General features: G+C 46.1%; 15 protein-coding genes and 2 pseudogenes. 8 read left to right on the top strand and 9 right to left on the bottom strand.

The genetic code is table 11. The features are described from left to right. The first annotated feature begins 455 nt into the window (after positions 1-455). Positions 456-2,471 (top strand): hypothetical protein, encoded by a 2,016-nt coding sequence (locus GX441_11620; GenBank protein ID NLI99291.1) that lies wholly within the window; start codon positions 456-458, stop codon positions 2,469-2,471. Between the two features lie 726 nt (positions 2,472-3,197). Beyond that, the gene (locus GX441_11625) at positions 3,198-3,515 is read left to right on the top strand and encodes an antibiotic biosynthesis monooxygenase (GenBank protein NLI99292.1); all 318 of its coding nucleotides are present in this window, start codon (positions 3,198-3,200) and stop codon (positions 3,513-3,515) included. A gap of 743 nt (positions 3,516-4,258) precedes the next feature. Here GX441_11625 and GX441_11630 read toward each other — a convergent pair. Next, positions 4,259-4,444, bottom strand: coding sequence for a hypothetical protein (locus tag GX441_11630; protein NLI99293.1), 186 nt, complete (start codon positions 4,442-4,444; stop codon positions 4,259-4,261). A gap of 270 nt (positions 4,445-4,714) precedes the next feature. Beyond that, positions 4,715-4,957 (bottom strand): hypothetical protein, encoded by a 243-nt coding sequence (locus tag GX441_11635; GenBank protein ID NLI99294.1) that lies wholly within the window; start codon positions 4,955-4,957, stop codon positions 4,715-4,717. A gap of 32 nt (positions 4,958-4,989) precedes the next feature. On the opposite strand from GX441_11635, the gene GX441_11640 reads away from it, so the two are divergent. The 3 genes and pseudogenes from GX441_11640 (at position 4,990) to GX441_11650 (ending at position 7,321) form a co-directional block, all read left to right on the top strand. After that, positions 4,990-5,559 (top strand): DUF3786 domain-containing protein, encoded by a 570-nt coding sequence (locus GX441_11640; GenBank protein ID NLI99295.1) that lies wholly within the window; start codon positions 4,990-4,992, stop codon positions 5,557-5,559. A 347-nt stretch (positions 5,560-5,906) separates the two neighbouring features. Further along, positions 5,907-6,620 carry a DJ-1/PfpI family protein gene (locus GX441_11645; protein NLI99296.1) on the top strand — a complete coding sequence of 238 codons (714 nt, stop codon included), beginning with the start codon at positions 5,907-5,909 and terminating at the stop codon, positions 6,618-6,620. 554 nt (positions 6,621-7,174) lie between these two features. Then, positions 7,175-7,321 (top strand): annotated as a pseudogene (locus GX441_11650) (rubredoxin). Positions 7,322-7,522: 201 nt separating this feature from the next. On the opposite strand, the gene GX441_11655 reads toward GX441_11650, so the two are convergent. From GX441_11655 to GX441_11665, 3 genes and pseudogenes are all read right to left on the bottom strand, one after another. After that, positions 7,523-7,846 carry a cupin domain-containing protein gene (locus GX441_11655; protein ID NLI99297.1) on the bottom strand — a complete coding sequence of 108 codons (324 nt, stop codon included), beginning with the start codon at positions 7,844-7,846 and terminating at the stop codon, positions 7,523-7,525. A 188-nt stretch (positions 7,847-8,034) separates the two neighbouring features. Further along, a pseudogene (locus GX441_11660) lies at positions 8,035-8,414 on the bottom strand (FprA family A-type flavoprotein). Continuing rightward, on the bottom strand, positions 8,411-8,872 hold the full coding sequence (locus GX441_11665; GenBank protein NLI99298.1) for a hypothetical protein: 462 nt from the start codon (positions 8,870-8,872) through the stop codon (positions 8,411-8,413). The pseudogene GX441_11660 and the gene GX441_11665 overlap by 4 nt, the downstream one beginning before the upstream one ends. Positions 8,873-9,247: 375 nt before the next feature. On the opposite strand from GX441_11665, the gene cdhC reads away from it, so the two are divergent. Both cdhC and GX441_11675 read left to right on the top strand, forming a co-directional pair. Beyond that, positions 9,248-10,657: a CO dehydrogenase/CO-methylating acetyl-CoA synthase complex subunit beta gene (gene cdhC / locus GX441_11670; GenBank protein NLI99299.1), complete on the top strand. Its 1,410-nt coding sequence runs from the start codon at positions 9,248-9,250 to the stop codon at positions 10,655-10,657. Positions 10,658-10,810: 153 nt separating this feature from the next. Beyond that, on the top strand, positions 10,811-11,143 hold the full coding sequence (locus GX441_11675) for a hypothetical protein (GenBank protein ID NLI99300.1): 333 nt from the start codon (positions 10,811-10,813) through the stop codon (positions 11,141-11,143). A 19-nt stretch (positions 11,144-11,162) separates the two neighbouring features. Here the strand turns inward: GX441_11675 and GX441_11680 are convergent, their stop codons facing one another. The 3 genes from GX441_11680 to GX441_11690 form a co-directional block, all read right to left on the bottom strand. Further along, positions 11,163-12,023: a DUF2099 family protein gene (locus GX441_11680; GenBank protein NLI99301.1), complete on the bottom strand. Its 861-nt coding sequence runs from the start codon at positions 12,021-12,023 to the stop codon at positions 11,163-11,165. A 132-nt stretch (positions 12,024-12,155) separates the two neighbouring features. Further along, positions 12,156-12,560, bottom strand: coding sequence for a pyridoxamine 5'-phosphate oxidase (locus GX441_11685; protein ID NLI99302.1), 405 nt, complete (start codon positions 12,558-12,560; stop codon positions 12,156-12,158). Positions 12,561-12,594: 34 nt separating this feature from the next. Further along, positions 12,595-12,834, bottom strand: a complete 240-nt coding sequence (locus tag GX441_11690; protein NLI99303.1) for a hypothetical protein — start codon at positions 12,832-12,834, stop codon at positions 12,595-12,597. 134 nt (positions 12,835-12,968) lie between these two features. On the opposite strand from GX441_11690, the gene GX441_11695 reads away from it, so the two are divergent. After that, positions 12,969-13,748 (top strand): winged helix-turn-helix transcriptional regulator, encoded by a 780-nt coding sequence (locus tag GX441_11695; protein NLI99304.1) that lies wholly within the window; start codon positions 12,969-12,971, stop codon positions 13,746-13,748. 182 nt (positions 13,749-13,930) lie between these two features. Here GX441_11695 and GX441_11700 read toward each other — a convergent pair whose 3' ends face one another. After that, positions 13,931-15,160, bottom strand: coding sequence for an ISAzo13 family transposase (locus GX441_11700; protein NLI99305.1), 1,230 nt, complete (start codon positions 15,158-15,160; stop codon positions 13,931-13,933). Positions 15,161-15,499: the final 339 nt, after the last annotated feature.

A 15,499-nucleotide genomic window follows, 5' to 3' on the forward strand; every position in this document is an offset into this window, starting at 1 on the left:
CTGATAAAGCATATCGGACAGATGGATTTCTTTGCCGGAAGCAAAGAGAACGGAATCTCTATCCAGAAGAGGTTTGGAGATGAGAAGGCCTGGGTCGTGCCCGTCCGAGCCGATCTTCTGGAGGCTGATTAGATGCCTTCATTTCGATCCAGTCCTGCTGCCGACAGGACAGAGTTATCTGGACAGGACAGAAATAAAAATAGCAATAGACATCATGTCCTACGTGTCCTGTCCGTCCTGTCATTTCTACCTACCATAGCCAGGTGTTATACGAAAGAGGAGCGATGTGTTAGGTCCGTCCGGCTCAATATAGAAGACACTATGGAGAACTTACAGGACAAGCAGGACAGACAGGACAAAGCTTCTATTGATAATTTTATTCTTGTCCTGTCTATTAATTATGGAACAGGACAGACAGTACAATTACAAGACAAAAATTGTAGGAGGTTATTCAAATGAGACTGCTCTATACGCCATCATCATCTGAAGCGAAATCAAGAACAGATGCTCCTGAGCCTGCATCTCAGATGATGCCAGCCTTCCACGAGTCCAAAATTCAGGCCGTTGCAGTAGAAGAAGCCGAATCTGAAATCATCATGATCAAAGATATGATAGGCTGGGCTGCTGCACTCAAGGAAGTCCGTGATTTGGGCCTCTGCGGCCTGGATCTGGAGACTACAGGTCTTGATCCGCTAGTGGATCGGGTGCGCCTGATCCAGCTGGCCATCAAGGGAAAGGTGTTTGTGGCGGATATTCTGTCGCTTGGGCCCTCGATCATGAATGACCTGGCGGATCTGATGGAGGATGGCCAAGTGAAGAAGGTGATTCATAACGCCAAGTTCGAGCTGTCTATGATCCAGGCCAGCCAGGCCAGAAGGCTGAGGCCGAAGAGCATCTTCTGCACCATGCTGGCCTCCCAGGTCTGCTGGAGCGGCTACTACGTACTGATCCCAGCGCCCAAGGCCGTCAAGTTTCCCTGGAAGCGCAGCCGCACAGATCACAGTCTCAAGGCCCTGTCAAAGAGGCACCTGGGCCTGGAGCTCGACAAATCCTGCCAGACGTCCGATTGGGGCTCAAAGCACCTTTCCAGGGAGCAGGTGGAGTATGCTGCCAAAGACGCAGAGGTCCTGCTGCCCCTGTACGAGATCTTAAGCGAGCTTCTTCGGATGAACAGGCTGGAGGAAGTGGCAGAGCTGGAGTTCAAGACTCTGGCACCTGTGGTGGAGATAGAGCTGTCCGGTCTGCCCATTGAGGGCAAGGCAACTCTGGCCTTGCTGGATTCCAAGACTGCCCAGTCGAAAGAGGTGCTTCATGAACTGCAGGACGAGGCTATGAGGAACGGATTCAAGCCCAGACCGAAGAAGGGCAAGAAACACAGTGACCTCATAAATCCTGGCAGCCGGATGGATGTGCTTGGGTATCTGAATTTCCTTGGCTATAAGGCAGTCTCCACTAGGGAAGAGGATCTGAAGGCCCTGGGATGCCCCTGGGCGAACAAACTTCTGAGATATCGACGTGTATCTCGTCAAAAGAAGTTTCTGGAGGACTGGCTTATTCGGACCTCACCTGTAGACGGCAGGCTTCATGCTCAGTACTTCCAGATGGCCACTGTTTCTGGCAGGTTCAGCAGCCGAAAGCCCAATGCCCAGCAGATTCCCAAGAGGGGCGAGGACGGGTTGGCCATGAGGAGACTGTTCAAGGCCACGCCTGGCAGGATGATTGTGAAAGCCGATTTTTCAGGTATCGAACTTCGCATAATGGCCAAGCTCTCTGGCGACAAGACCATGATCGAGGCTTTCAAAGCTGGCCAGGATCTTCATAAGCTCACAGCCAGCAAGCTGGCAGGAGTGCCTCTGGAACAGGTTACAAAGGAGCAGAGGCAGGCAGCGAAGAGCGCCAACTTCGGGCTCATCTATGGAGCTTCAGCCAGCCGGTTTCAGGCTGCTGCTAAAGAGGAGTACGGCGTGAATATGACGCTGGAGGACGCTGAACGCATTCGCCAGACCTTCTTTTCCACTTATCGGGGCGTGAAGATCTGGCATGACGGCCAGAAGATCTCCAAGTATCGGCCCAAGAAGCACTACTTCCATGATGTCGAGCACGGCTATTTCAGCCGCCCATTGATATGCTCTACGACCATATTGGGCAGGAAGAGGGTTTGGGGATGGTTCAAGCAGAACACGCTGGCCAAGGAGACTGAGCTATTTAACTCTCCATCTCAAGGAACGGGAGCGGATCTCATAAAGTCGGTTATGGTGGAGCTTTATGAGATCCTTTCATCGGGAGGGCACGAGGAGATAAGGATGATCGGCTCCATTCATGACGAGCTTCTCCTGGAGGGGCCGGAGATTCGGGCCCAGGAGATGGCACAGATTTTGAAGGATGTCATGAAAAAGGTGGGCAACAAGATTCTTGATCCTGTGCCTGTCGACGCAGAAGTGACGATCTCGACCAGCTGGGGCGGCGATTGAGGATTCTAATTAGGACGCAACGAAAGATAGAATATAGACATTTTACTTTGATCTGAGCACCGACCTGGCACTTCTCATGATAGGCCTCGTGATAGGCCCATCAACCTGTTTTGAAAGCATCTCCTTATAGCTAATAGTGTTACTATCTATTTTTGTATCAGATTTGTTTGTGGCGAGGCATATCGTTTTAGCCATCAAGATATGTCAATTCTTCTAGATTAAGATCCTCACAATTGGTTTATCCTTCACATTAACCCACACATAAGCCCTTTAGAACTGCCCTCGTAATCTCCATGGAATCCCATAGGAATCCCCGAGGATCAACGTAGGATAATGTCGTATTGTAGTCTCGAAGATACAGATACCAGAGATTTTCGATTTGCTGATGGAGATTCTCCATAATTGCCTGTTCTGTCATAGTTCTTATATTCCCGGACCCATCCGCAGGGTCGGGGCAGGCGGTCCAAAGCTCATCTCACCGGCTCGATCCCACCCTTTGGATGCCAAAATTACCTCGATTCTGAGGAATACCTCCGGCGATTATCCTACGCTAGATCCTTCAACGCTGATTTCTGGGAAGATAGCCTAAAGGGTTACAGCAAGGTCCTGCAATATTGGTGAGGTTATCTGCACAAAGTTTAAATCATTGAGATATCCAAAATATATTAGGCGGAGCTGAGGTTTCGGACACACTCCACGAATCTGGTCAAATTATGAGGCGAATTCATGATTGACATTTCAAATAATGAAAAAACGGTTGATCTCATCAATGTTATTATTGTGAAGCCTGGGTATCAGCAACACATAATTGATAATGTCCGGGACATCTTGAACCAAATTGCGAAAAAACGTCCTGGATTTATATCTTCCACAGTTTATAAGAGTCTGGATGGCACTCAGGTTGTATATTTCATCAGGTGGAGAAATTCAGACGATGGTTTGGCGTGGTTTGAAACTATAAGAGATGCCTTGAAATTAACAAAAAGTGTAATCGAGAAAGCTGATTATCACCTATATGAAGTAGTCGAGACCATATCACTCTAATGGTTGAAGGTTTCAGGCTTACATAAACGGTTTTGGGTCATTGGACATAATGGTACGGGGCTTGAAGACTGGCTAGGCCGCTGCCTCCGCTCAGCTATTCTGATTCAGTTCTGTGACACTTTTTGCAGTTTCCAAAAAAGTATCAGAACTTCGGTGATGCAGGTTGTATGTACTACCTCGTTCCTCCCTTTCAAATTGGCCAAAATCTGCTTCTGCCTAACTACCCGTTCCTACACATTCGGGTGCAATCCGGTCACAATCAGCCGATCGTGGTTTTTCTCTATCCGTGAAAGGAAGAAGAACATTCACAATCTGACGCGTAACATCGACGGATGACGAAGCCAGAAAGATATTTATAAAATCAAACTGCGCGCGGCCACCCCGCCCTAAAGGACGGGGTATGCTTCGGGCCGCGCGCCCTCACGCCCGGTTTTATGGAATCCTGAAACCGTCGAGCTTTCGTTGACCAGATACCTTTGGTCAGAATTATAGTAACTCTGTTTACGGTTCCCAGAGAGTCCTTGTTAATCAAATTTAAGAAAATATGAAAACCGGGCGAGGGTTCACTTCATCCCCAACCTGAAGGTCGGGGTATTCGTGACCCTCCGCGCTCCCGATGTAATAAAATAAAATGCGGCCATTTTGGCTTAAAAAAAGACAACCTGGCCAGGTAGGTTATTCATGGTCTGGTGGAGATGAGGCCAGCCTCCAAAGCGGCTTTTTCTGAGGCCAAGTGTGATCTCCTACCTGGCAGGTTGTGTCTGCATCGTCTCACACCTGAGCATATCAGATACTTCTTCGGCTGCCTTTGCGATTGAGCAGTCCGCATTGTGGGTGTCGCATCCGAAACAGGCACTCTTGATTGCTTTCAACGATTCCTCTGCCTTTTCTTTGGACATGTTTTTGTCCGTGTACTTCCATGTCGGCATTTTTCTCACCAGACAATAATGAGTGCGTTATCAATATATACTTTAGCGTTATAATAGTATACAAGGTGTAATTTAATGTACAAGATTAACTCTGAGATACAAAATAAGAACCTTTTTATCGTTTGCGATTCTTGATGTTATCATGAATGCAGATCTTCAAGGTGAAGTTAATGAATATTTAACCAATACTGACGAGAGAACGAAAATCTAAGCGTGCATTTTCTTGGACGTAGGTCAGGGCAAGGCGGGGATTATCCAGAACCCGGAAGGTTAAATGGGACCCAGCATCTTGAATCTCCTTATGCGATCGATTCCAGGCATCAGACATCTCCTGAAACAACCTCTGAGCATCCGCATGCTGCCCAGCTTCCTGGTGATCGGGTGATGCGAGCCGAACTCCTGCTGCTCCAGCTCCTTGATCCGCCAGATATCTGATAGGAGCTTGCCGACTTCCTTCGTTATGTACTTGCGATTCTGCTTAGTAATGAGTCCACCTAGTTTTTCTTTCTGCAAAGTTTTAATGGGCAAGAAGGAGACATGAGACCATGGCATACGAGATCGCACTCGACAGGGCATGGAATGAGATTGTAGCGCTAGCTTCGACTCCAAAATACATCGTCCAGCTCCAAATGGATATTTATGAGGTAAGGGTAATCGACAGGGTCGTCCAGTTGAAATCGTCCGGCGCTGTCGCAAACGAAGGTATGTCTATACTTATCCTTCACTACCTCATCGGCATCCTAAAGCACGGCTATAAACAGAAAGGAGAATGGATTTCGTTCAAAGAAGTCTGGGGTGGACAAAGCTTTTATCCAGCCTTTCAGGACCGCACTCTCAGGCCGCTAGTGGAAAGCCTCAAAAGAGATCCTGATGGCCTGTTCAAGGATTTGACGGAGCGTCTTGGAGGCCAGCTTGTGGAAGGAGGCGATCTCTCTGTGGAGCTGGTTACTTTTCCGGAGGTTCGCGTCAGAATAATTTTTTGGTACGGTGATGAAGAACTCCCACCTGAAATGACCATATTGTTCGATAGGGGACTGGCCGAGGTCATCACCACAGAGGATATTGCAGTCTTACTGCATTTCGTGGCTGAAAGCATTGTTGGACAAGAGCTGTGACATACCTAGATTAATGTTAATTTTGTATGTGTTCAGCTCACCTAAATCAGTATCATTAAACCCCTTTCGTGATGTCTCATATGGTTAGTTCCAGAGAGCTAACTCCAAGTAACTTCGGCTAAGGATATGTTTTTCTATCTTGCGCAGGTTTTTGGATGACATCCCTTTATCGACCATAATAGGATCAAGCAGGTGATTCTGGAGGAGTTAAACACATACGATAAAAACGTCGCTGCCAACGATTTGAAAGAATACGGTGATGTCTATAGTCCGACTGCAATTAAACCTGATCAAGTAAATAAGAATCCTTAAATATGTGGCATACGAATTATTTCCAACCAAAGGTGATGACATTGCTGAAACCTCTCGATCAAACACTAAAGGTCGGAATCTTTGTTTGCCCCGGCTACTTTCTAGGAGACGTGGTGGGTGTACAGACGGTTTTCGGCTGTTCTCCCAACACAGAGATCCACCTCGTCTGGAAAACGCTCGATCCCATCGATGCCTCTCCACGCTGGCCAACGATGGCGACGATCACTTTTGAAGAATGCCCCGACATTGACGTGTTGGCAGTGGGTTTAATCCCACCAGACGTGATTGCCGATCCAGAAGTTATCGCCTTCTTCCAGCAAAAGTCCAAGAGTGCTTCGGCCGTGATAGGAAGCTGCGGCGGTTCATTGATGCTAGGGGCTGCGGCCCTCCTGGAAGGCCGACGCGCTACGGCAAGCATGGCCTTTGTTGATGCCCTTGAGGATCTAGGAGCAATACCCGTCCCCGGTGGCCAAGTCGTTGTCGACGGCAAGTTCTATACCGCAGGGCCAGCAACAGGCTCCTTCGAGGCAGCGCTCATTGCGCTCGCCGCGCTACGGGGAGAGGAGATTGCAAAGGTGATCGAGCTCGGCATCGAGTATGATCCGCATCCGCCGTTCAAGGTCGGCAGCCCCGAACTTGCAGGTCCGGAGCTCACGGAGCAGGCGCTGGGAATGTATCGGGAGGCCGCAGACGCCTGCATAGCCGCGGCGCGCTCCGCCTATGAGGCGTACCGGGGACGACCTCTTTAGGCCATCCTATATAGGTGACTGAAATGTGCACCTACTTTCTTAGAAAAGGCTGTGATAATCGAGAAGGTTGGCGACAGGTATATCGACCCCATTGGTATTTCCTGCCTTAAAAACTTTGAGAATTTTGCGTCGGAAACAAGCAAAAATAACGCTTGAAGTACATATAACTTTTTGTATGTGTTTAGCTGGTTAGCTTTGCTGTTATCATTTGGAGACAATCCCGTCCTTTCTATCCTTAGGTTGCCAGCATCATCATATGATTCGCTCGTGAATCGATGTCCTTTTTCATTGCACAACGTGCCCAAGATCAAGATCTTTCTCAAAGAGAGTTTATTGAGATCACCCAGAAACAAGTTTTCCCCATTCCGGTCTGTGGTTTGCATCTGCCCTATCAGGTTAAGTTAAGGCCACCAATAAGTCTTGTCACGGTTAAAACCTTAAAAAAAACTTGATTTGGATCCCTGCGAATGCTTTAAACAGGGGCAATAGGATATCTGTTCTGCTAGAAAACTTCATTTAGAATGGAGAAAAGGATTTATGGAGGTGAATGAAAAATGAATAAATATGTTTGCTTGATCTGCGACCCGGAAAAAGGAGATTCCTCCTCCTGAATCGCTCCTGAAATTGGCTTCGAGGATCAACCCGAGGACTGGATCTGTCCGGTGTGCGGTATGTGCAAAGAACAGTTTAAGAAAATCTGAGTAGTATCTAATAAAAGTTCTCCCGAAAGCAGACAAACGCAAAAGCCAGTGGTTAGTGTTAAATTGAACAAGAAAGTCAGATTGAATAGCATTAGGGTTTCAAATCTATACCAAAGCATCCTTGCTCGGAATTGACGAGCATTTCGCAGTGGCTGGAGCAAAAAAGAATGGGACGGTGTCATTCGTCCTATGGGGCAATTTCTAAGACCTAATCATAACCAAAAGCATCTTGAATTTACTCAAAGCTTTGAGAGCATGAGTCTCATTAGCTGGTAGGATCACCATTTGACCTTGCTCCAAATGATATTTTTTCCCAGAGATCGCCACCTCTGCTTCTCCATCCAGGATGTGCACAAGTGCTTCAAATGGTGCCGTATGCTCACTTAGCCCTTGGCCTTTGTCAAAGGCGAAGAGAGTTACAGTTCCTGTACTCTTGCGAATTACCTCTCGGCTCACAGCGGAGCCGTCTTGGTAATTTATCAAATCCTTGAGCTGCTCTACCTTAGGTGTGCTATTTTCTGTCATTCTTGATTTCACCTCATTAGCTGTTGCGAATCTTGTGAGCATTTCTTCCAGTTGATCTTATATAGCCATCCAGTCGTCCACTAACCTGAGTGATGTGTAAGCCTCGGCTGGCCTTCAACTTCCTGGCAATAAACCCGGAGACTACCAGGTCAATTGCCAAAAAGTGATGACTCAATATGGACTCCAACTTACCAACCTGGCACTATCGTTCTTCCCTGCCGGAAGCACTTCTCGATGTCTTCCTTGGTGGGAACTTGTACGCCCGTGGTTCCAGGATCAATCACCAACATGCCGAAAGATTTCATGCTGGCAATGAGGGTAGGCACGCCTTCGCCGCTCCATCCGTAAGAGCCGAAGGCCACTCCTACTTTCCCATTTAAATCGAGCTTCGCCAGCTCTTTCAGGAATGGGTCCATGGCCTTGATCAGCATGTAGTTGAGCCGTTGAGAACGATGGCACCAGCATCTAATACATCCTTTGGCAAAGCGTTGGAGGCGTCCTTCAGCAACACTTCAATGCCCTCTATGGTCATGGCTCCATTCGCAATGGCTTCTGCCACGATGATCATCTGCCAGTTTTTTGCGAGAGCTTCAGCTTTAGGTATTCACCAATTAAAATCGAAGCAGGGTAGAGAACCTCTTCTTCAGTCCGGGCATGCAGCATTAGCTTTTTAGCAAAGTGCGTGACGTCTTCTCTTCCCTCTAAATTCGCGGCTTCAGTCAATGCCTTGAGGTCTATTACGACCTGCTTATGCTCCAGAAGCATGTGGCTTAAGTCCGCCTTAAGACGATCTGTCATCGCCACAGCCACCTCCACTTCTGGCAAAATCTTGCCCTCCGCAAGAATTGGCAACAACCCTAACGGTGGCAAGGCATACTCTTCCTCTTTCAAGAAATGAGGGTGAAGTGCCTTTGCTACCGTCTTCGCTGCTTCACCCGTAGCTCCACCGGTCCCTATGGCTTTGGCAAGCTGGGCGTGAAGCTCATCATGTTCCGCTTTAAGTGATTGGGGCGTTTTAAATGCCATAAATTCCTCCTCCGAGATTGTCTCTTCTATGCATTCTTTTCCTGGTGAAACTTAGAGCACCTTCGTGGCCTCTTTCGGCCTGGGAGTCTGCTTCCTGTGTTTCTTTAAGATCCGTTTATCCGCAATTAGATTTCCGAAAAAGTCGGAATTTCCAAATCGATATAACATATTCCTTTAAGGTATTATATGGTTTTCTCTCTAAAGTTCAAGGTCAGGAATATGTACAAAACTAAATTAGTATACTTTGATGACGCTAAAATATATATCTATAACCAAGACAAATAGTCAAATGCAAAAGAATTGTGCGCGAGAAATAAAGCGCGAGTAATAAAGGCCAGCGAAGTTCGTGTGAAGATCCTAAAGAGGTAAGAGATAATGACCGCAGAAGTTAAGTTGGATATTTCCCCCATGTATGAAGGGGAACGCATTAGGAAAGAAGAACTATGGGTAGAGATGGGCGGCCCGAAAGCAGATGGATTTGAGTTAAGCCTAGCAACACGTATGGATCAAATCCAGGATGGAACGGTGAATGTAATTGGCCCCGATCTCAAAGAGATCAAAGAGGGTTCAACTATACCCTTCGGAATGATCTTCAAGGTTGGTGGTGAGAAGGTTGAGAAGGATCTGGAATCGATCATCGAGAGGCGCAATCATTCCCTTCTTTCTTATATCAGTGGCTTAATGCACTTGAATCAAAGGTATGATATCTGGATGAGACTGGGCAAAAGCTTACAAAAGAAGGGTGTGACCTCATGGGAACAGATATTCAAACCGGTCATCGATCTATACAAGGCTGAGATGCCCTTCATAGAGAAAATGGAAGTCACGGTGGTTACCGATCCGGCGAAGGTGAAAGAGGAGCTTGCCAATGCCATGGTCGTCTACAAGGCTCGTGACGAACGTGCCAAGGGACTGCACGATGAGGATGTTGATGTCTTCTATGGATGCACCCTCTGCCAAGCATTTGCCCCAACAAGCTCATGTGTAGTAACTCCTGATAGGCCATCCCTATGTGGCGCTATTACCTGGTTCGATGGACGCGCTGCGGCCAAGGTAGATCCAGAGGGACCCCAATTTCCCATACCCAAGACAGGGCTTAAGGATGCAATTGCTGGTGAGTATGAAAGCATCAACGAAGCGGCTGCCAAGAGATCCGGCGGCGAGTACACCACCATGAAGCTGTATACCTTCTTCGACGCACCTCATACCTCCTGCGGTTGCTTCGAGACCATAGGTTTCTACATACCTGAGGTCGACGGCATAGGATTAGCGGATCGAGATTTCAAGGGTTCAGCTCCCAACGGATTGCCTTTCTCGACTATGGCTGGCCAGACAGGCGGTGGCAAGCAGGTCGTAGGATTCCTGGGGATAGGTATTCTGTATTACTTTTCCTCTAAGTTCTTGCAAGCAGACGGCGGCTGGAGAAGGATCGTATGGATGTCCAAGAACCTCAAGGAGAGAGTAAAGGCAGGAATCCCAGAGGAGATGTATAACAAGATCGCCACTGAAGAGGATGCTAGAGATGTTACTTCCCTCAAAGAATTTCTGCTCAGGGTCGATCATCCGGTCTTAGAAGGGGTTGTGAGACCTGTTGATGACAAGAAGATTACTGAAGGCTGGAAGTTGGGAGAAGTCACTGATGATGATAAGCAAAGGGTCATCTCCTTCATCGAAGAAACCGGAGGTGAGTTCGCACGCCCTGATGTATATTCCAAACTGAGACTGAGCGAAGGACAATTGATGCAAGTAGTCGAGGTACTTCAGGAAGAAGGCATTTTAGAATAATCCTGAAACGGCAAAGGAAGAGACGCTTAACCGAAACGGAAGCTAAAGAGGCTGTATTCATTGCAGCTGTCTTTGGCTCCTGTTTCAACAATGAGCATAGGCTGGCCGCGTCGTCTATTTAAAACTAACCAAGTGCAACCAAAGAGGTTTATTATGTACAAAGTAGTTGGGTTGAATGAGAAAGAAGTAATGAATGCCGAAAGCTTCACTGAATCTTTAAGATTTCTTCATGAACACTGCTCAGAGGCTATTGCTCTAGGCGGGACACCCAGGAATTCAGAAACGACATGCTTCATCGAAGCCAAAGGAGAAACAGCTACCACCCGAATGTGTTACCCTTACGTATTTGAATTCGCAATCAAGGCAGGACTAATAAAAAATGGCAAATTGGTTGAGCCGCTAATTGAGCCACCCATAGCAGAGTTGATCGCAGCATTCAGCAGAGCTGCAGTCCTGCAAATGATGACCGGAATGGGATGTCACTGAATGCTTAATTTATCCCTCGCTACATCAGGGGTTCGGGCTGCTTTTCAATGGGCGCAAACGGCAAGCTTTTGCGATGAATAATAAGACCTTCATCAAAGCATAGCGCGCGATTCAGTATTAGACGCTTTCCCATCGGAGTGATCCCAAAGACAGGAATAGAGATTCCAATTTGGATCTTCGATCTCTTTCCTACTATTTCCCTAACTGACTTTGAGGCACAGGCCCATACAACATCGCAATATTCCGCCAAGATCTCGGCGTCTTCATTACTAATGCCGGTATTATGGACCGAAAAGATGATCGGTTCCACACCAAAAGCCTGCCCCATTTCCCATAATCGCTTGGCTTCAAATGCTCTGTGGCCAGTTACGGTTACAACTATTTTCTTGAAAAAAGCCTCTATCGCTTTTTCATATCCTTCGACTTGATCGATCTTGCATTTTTCATCAATGAGTAAACAACCTTTATGTTTCAAACCCTCTTGTATTTCTTTGATGGGCTCGGTGCTTATTAGACCGGTCATATGAGCGCCCACGGCCTGAAGCACCTTGGGTCTCGTGACTACTACCGTTCCTGCACCTTCACATACCACTACGGCAGCATCCACAAGGCCCTCGGTCATGGCATCCATTATAATTTCTGAAGCCCCAAAACTCACCGGTTTTTGATTGATCTCTAGTACCCGGTTTGGACCATACATCCCTAGCTCTCTAATGTGTGTTTCCAAGACCCGCTTGACAGTTTCTTGGCTTTCTTCTCCGCAATTGTATAGACCATTCCTCAATGGACAACGACCGATCAGAGGTTTTGTAAGTACTTTGATCTTCCCGTCCTTCACTTTCACCAGGGCTTTGGCAATTTCAAGTGTATGCTCTGACATAATATACCCTCAATTTACGGGCTCGGTTATGCTTACGGAAAATAGTGGGGAGATTTCTGAATCCCCAAACACAAGGTCGATATTCCTCAGCCAATCGCTCAAAGTTGTGAACCACAACTGTTAACAAATTAGTTAGGCGATTTTAGTCCCAGCACCTGGGCCATACAAGGCATTGAATATCTCCTCGATCTTTACTACAACTGCGGCTTTTGCAGGTAGCTTGTCGTTGATGCTATGTACAAAGGTCCTCATATCATCATAAATCTGGCCGTCTTTATGGATCTTTGCGCTTCCTTTGATCTGGAATGATTTGCTGGTTTCAGGATTGTAGCATAGTATTGAGACCTTTGGATTCTCCGCTAGATTTGCAGCGGTCTTATTGAAAAAATTATCCACTAGCATCAAAGTCTCATCATCGAGTATCCTCACAAGCCCAACGAAGACAACATTAGGCACACCGGCCTTATTTGCTGTAGCTATAGGAATGGGCTTTTGCTTTTCGAGGGTCTCTCTAACATCTTTGGGCATATTTACCATATTAATTCCCTCATTAGATATAAATAGAAATAAATTATAGTCCTGCTCTCTGGACTATAACATCCGCGACCTGTTTGGCACTCTTGAATGGGAAATCGCTTGCTTTTAGGACTTTCCCGGCGTCTCCAGCTGTAAGCTCAACATCTCCTGCCTTGCACTTTGTGGCCGCTCCCTGTGGCATTGCTGCCAAAAGCTCTTCAGGCGTGTTTATAGGGAACTTCGCACCCTTAAGCGCACCTTCGATCTGGGCATGTATCTCGTCTTTTATGCTCATGTTTTCACCTTCAATACTTCTTGGACGTATATGAATATATATTTTAGCGTCATAGCAATGTACCTAGTATACCAAAATGACCAGGAATTATAAAATAGGAACCTTTTTATCTATTGAGTATCCCAGATCTTCTTATGGATGATGACATGCAAAGCGAGTTTGCCGCAATCCGATCCGCCCTTTCAAAAATGCATGAGGATTTAAGAAGGTTTACTGAAAGGTCAAACCAGCAACACCTTGAATCCATCCTCGAAAGCTGCAGAGGCAATTTCTCTAATGTTATAGTAGGTTACGAGAAAAATGAGATCGAGCAAGGATTAGAAAAAAACATGGTGAAGGACTGCAATATGCGGGAGGCGTGTAAATCAATATTCAGCGAGTTATTAAAAGAAAACATAGAACAGATACGAGAAGGTAAAGTATCTGAGGAATCTATCAGAAAAACCAGATCGAAATTGAAAGAACTAAGAGAAAATGCTCAAAAAGACCAATGTGTTAGTTGTTTCTCAGAAGCCACAAGAATTCTTGATCAGCAGGTAGACCTTATGCATTCTCTTAATATAAATAGGGATAAAAGTGAATTGAATGAAATCATATCCGTGCTATCTGACGAACGCATGGTTGTGGACATGCTTGAGCCTTTAAGCAATAAGCAGCGAATGCAGATTATGAAAGCACTTTCATCCGAGACAAAAACTTTTTCAGCGCTTTCAAGTCTCACAGGGCTTCGGGGCGGCAACTTGCTCTTTCACTTGCAGAAATTGCTGGATTATGGTATGATCCTGCAGCGTAATGAAAGAGGGGATTATATGATCACAGAAAAAGGATACAAGACTTTAAGAGGAATAGCAGAAACATATCTAAGCCTGAATCCCAAAGAACCTACTGCAGAAATAACCGAAACCCAAAAGTAACGAATGTTCTAGAATTGAACAAATCCTCATAATGGACTGAACCCCTGATGGTAGACAGGTAGTTATGCAACAGTATTTAAGACAATCTTCATTTCAGACTGATCCGGAGACTTGTAACCTAGGCCGAAAGCAATCTTTTGTTAATTTTTAATATCGGTAATAAGGTGTTGACGATAAATAATTTACCCAATAACTCTTGATCTTAACAAGTTTGTACGCGGCTCAATCGAATAATTCCAATTAGGATATAACTCATGAAAAATAATTTTTAGTCGTGCCATATTATCATCCAAGATCTTCTTTCCTTTTTCATAGTCTCTTTCATCTAAGCGAGCCTCTATTCTAAGTCCTTTCTTTGTCTTGGTTGAACCGATTAGCTTGATAATCGTTTCATAGCTGGTCAACGGCTTTCCTCGCCAATTCATGCTTATGAATGAGAACATGCAATGCTCAATCTTATTCCATTTGCTTGTTCCCGGCGGAAAATGACAGACAGTTATTGCTATTCCAATTTCGTCCGCCAAATCCTGCAAAAAGAATTTCCAGCTTCTGTTTCGACTACCATTGCTTCCCCCGCCATCTGCACAGACGAGCAATTTTTTGCACTCTGCATAATGGTATTTTCCAATCATATTCCACCATTGTCGGATGCTTTCAACGGCGAACTCTGCAGTGTTATAGCTCTTACCCACATTAACTAATCCATCATTTCTTTTTAGGTCATAAATCCCATAAGGAATAGCTGAGCCAATTGCTAGAGATGGGAAATCATACACATTTACCTGTTCTGGGTCGCCTTTTTGCCTCCAAGTCCTGCCTGAGTTCTTAAAATCGCCAATGTTCTCTTTTTTCTTTGCGTCTACAGAAATTACAGGATCACCCTCGTCTATGAATTTGGCTGCCTGCGTATTAATATAGCGAAACTGATTATCTCTCTCCGGACCTGATTTACCTTCTAATGTTTTTTTATTGGCTTGAAGTGAATAGCCATCTCTTTTCAAGAGGCGTCTCACTGTATCGTGGCTCACATCATGCCCTTTTAACTGTAGCTCCTCGGCTATGGCATAGGTTGATTTATATGTCCATTTAAGAAGACTCATGGGATCGCCTGCCGTGCTTTCCTTCATGATATCTTCTAAGTCGCTCAGAAGAGTTGGGTCCTTGTTTTCGGCCTTCTTCCGCCCGCCACCTGGCTTACGGAGCCTCTCCGGCTGCTCCAATTCATCTTCATTCTCAAGCTCTTGAACGCCCTTATCGATGGTCTTTCGAGATAATCCTGTCATATCAGAGACTTTTGAGACTCCACCCCAACCGATCTCAAGAGCTTTGGCAGCTGCAAATCGCCTAGCTTGGACGGAATCAGCACCGGACATAGCTTTTAAAAAGGGTTTATAATCTGAGTTGTCATCCATAATTATAATAGACACGTTCTACAATATAAACTTGTGTATTTTATTTTGCGTCAACCCCTAAGTTCCAAGTTGCAAGCTCTGGGGTATTCCTTAAGATATCGTAAGCTCGATCTCCGCTTTGTTATTAAGGCCCATTTTCTTTTCACATTCGCCCGCCCACGTCCCTGGCACTTTTAACCTCAGCTTTGCCATAATTTTTTTACTCGTAAACTCGTGCGGAAGTCCTGTCCCCCGCATAGCTCATTTTCTGCAGCTAGTGGTCTTGCACTCTTTGGGCAGGCTTCCACATCACTTTTTAGGCCATATCTGCAGGCCAGGCCAAACCACAGGCGGCGAGCA

The sequence above is a fragment of the bacterium genome, assembly GCA_012517375.1.
Classification (GTDB): domain Bacteria; phylum Hydrothermota; class Tepidihabitantia; order B3-TA06; family B3-TA06; genus JAAYVC01.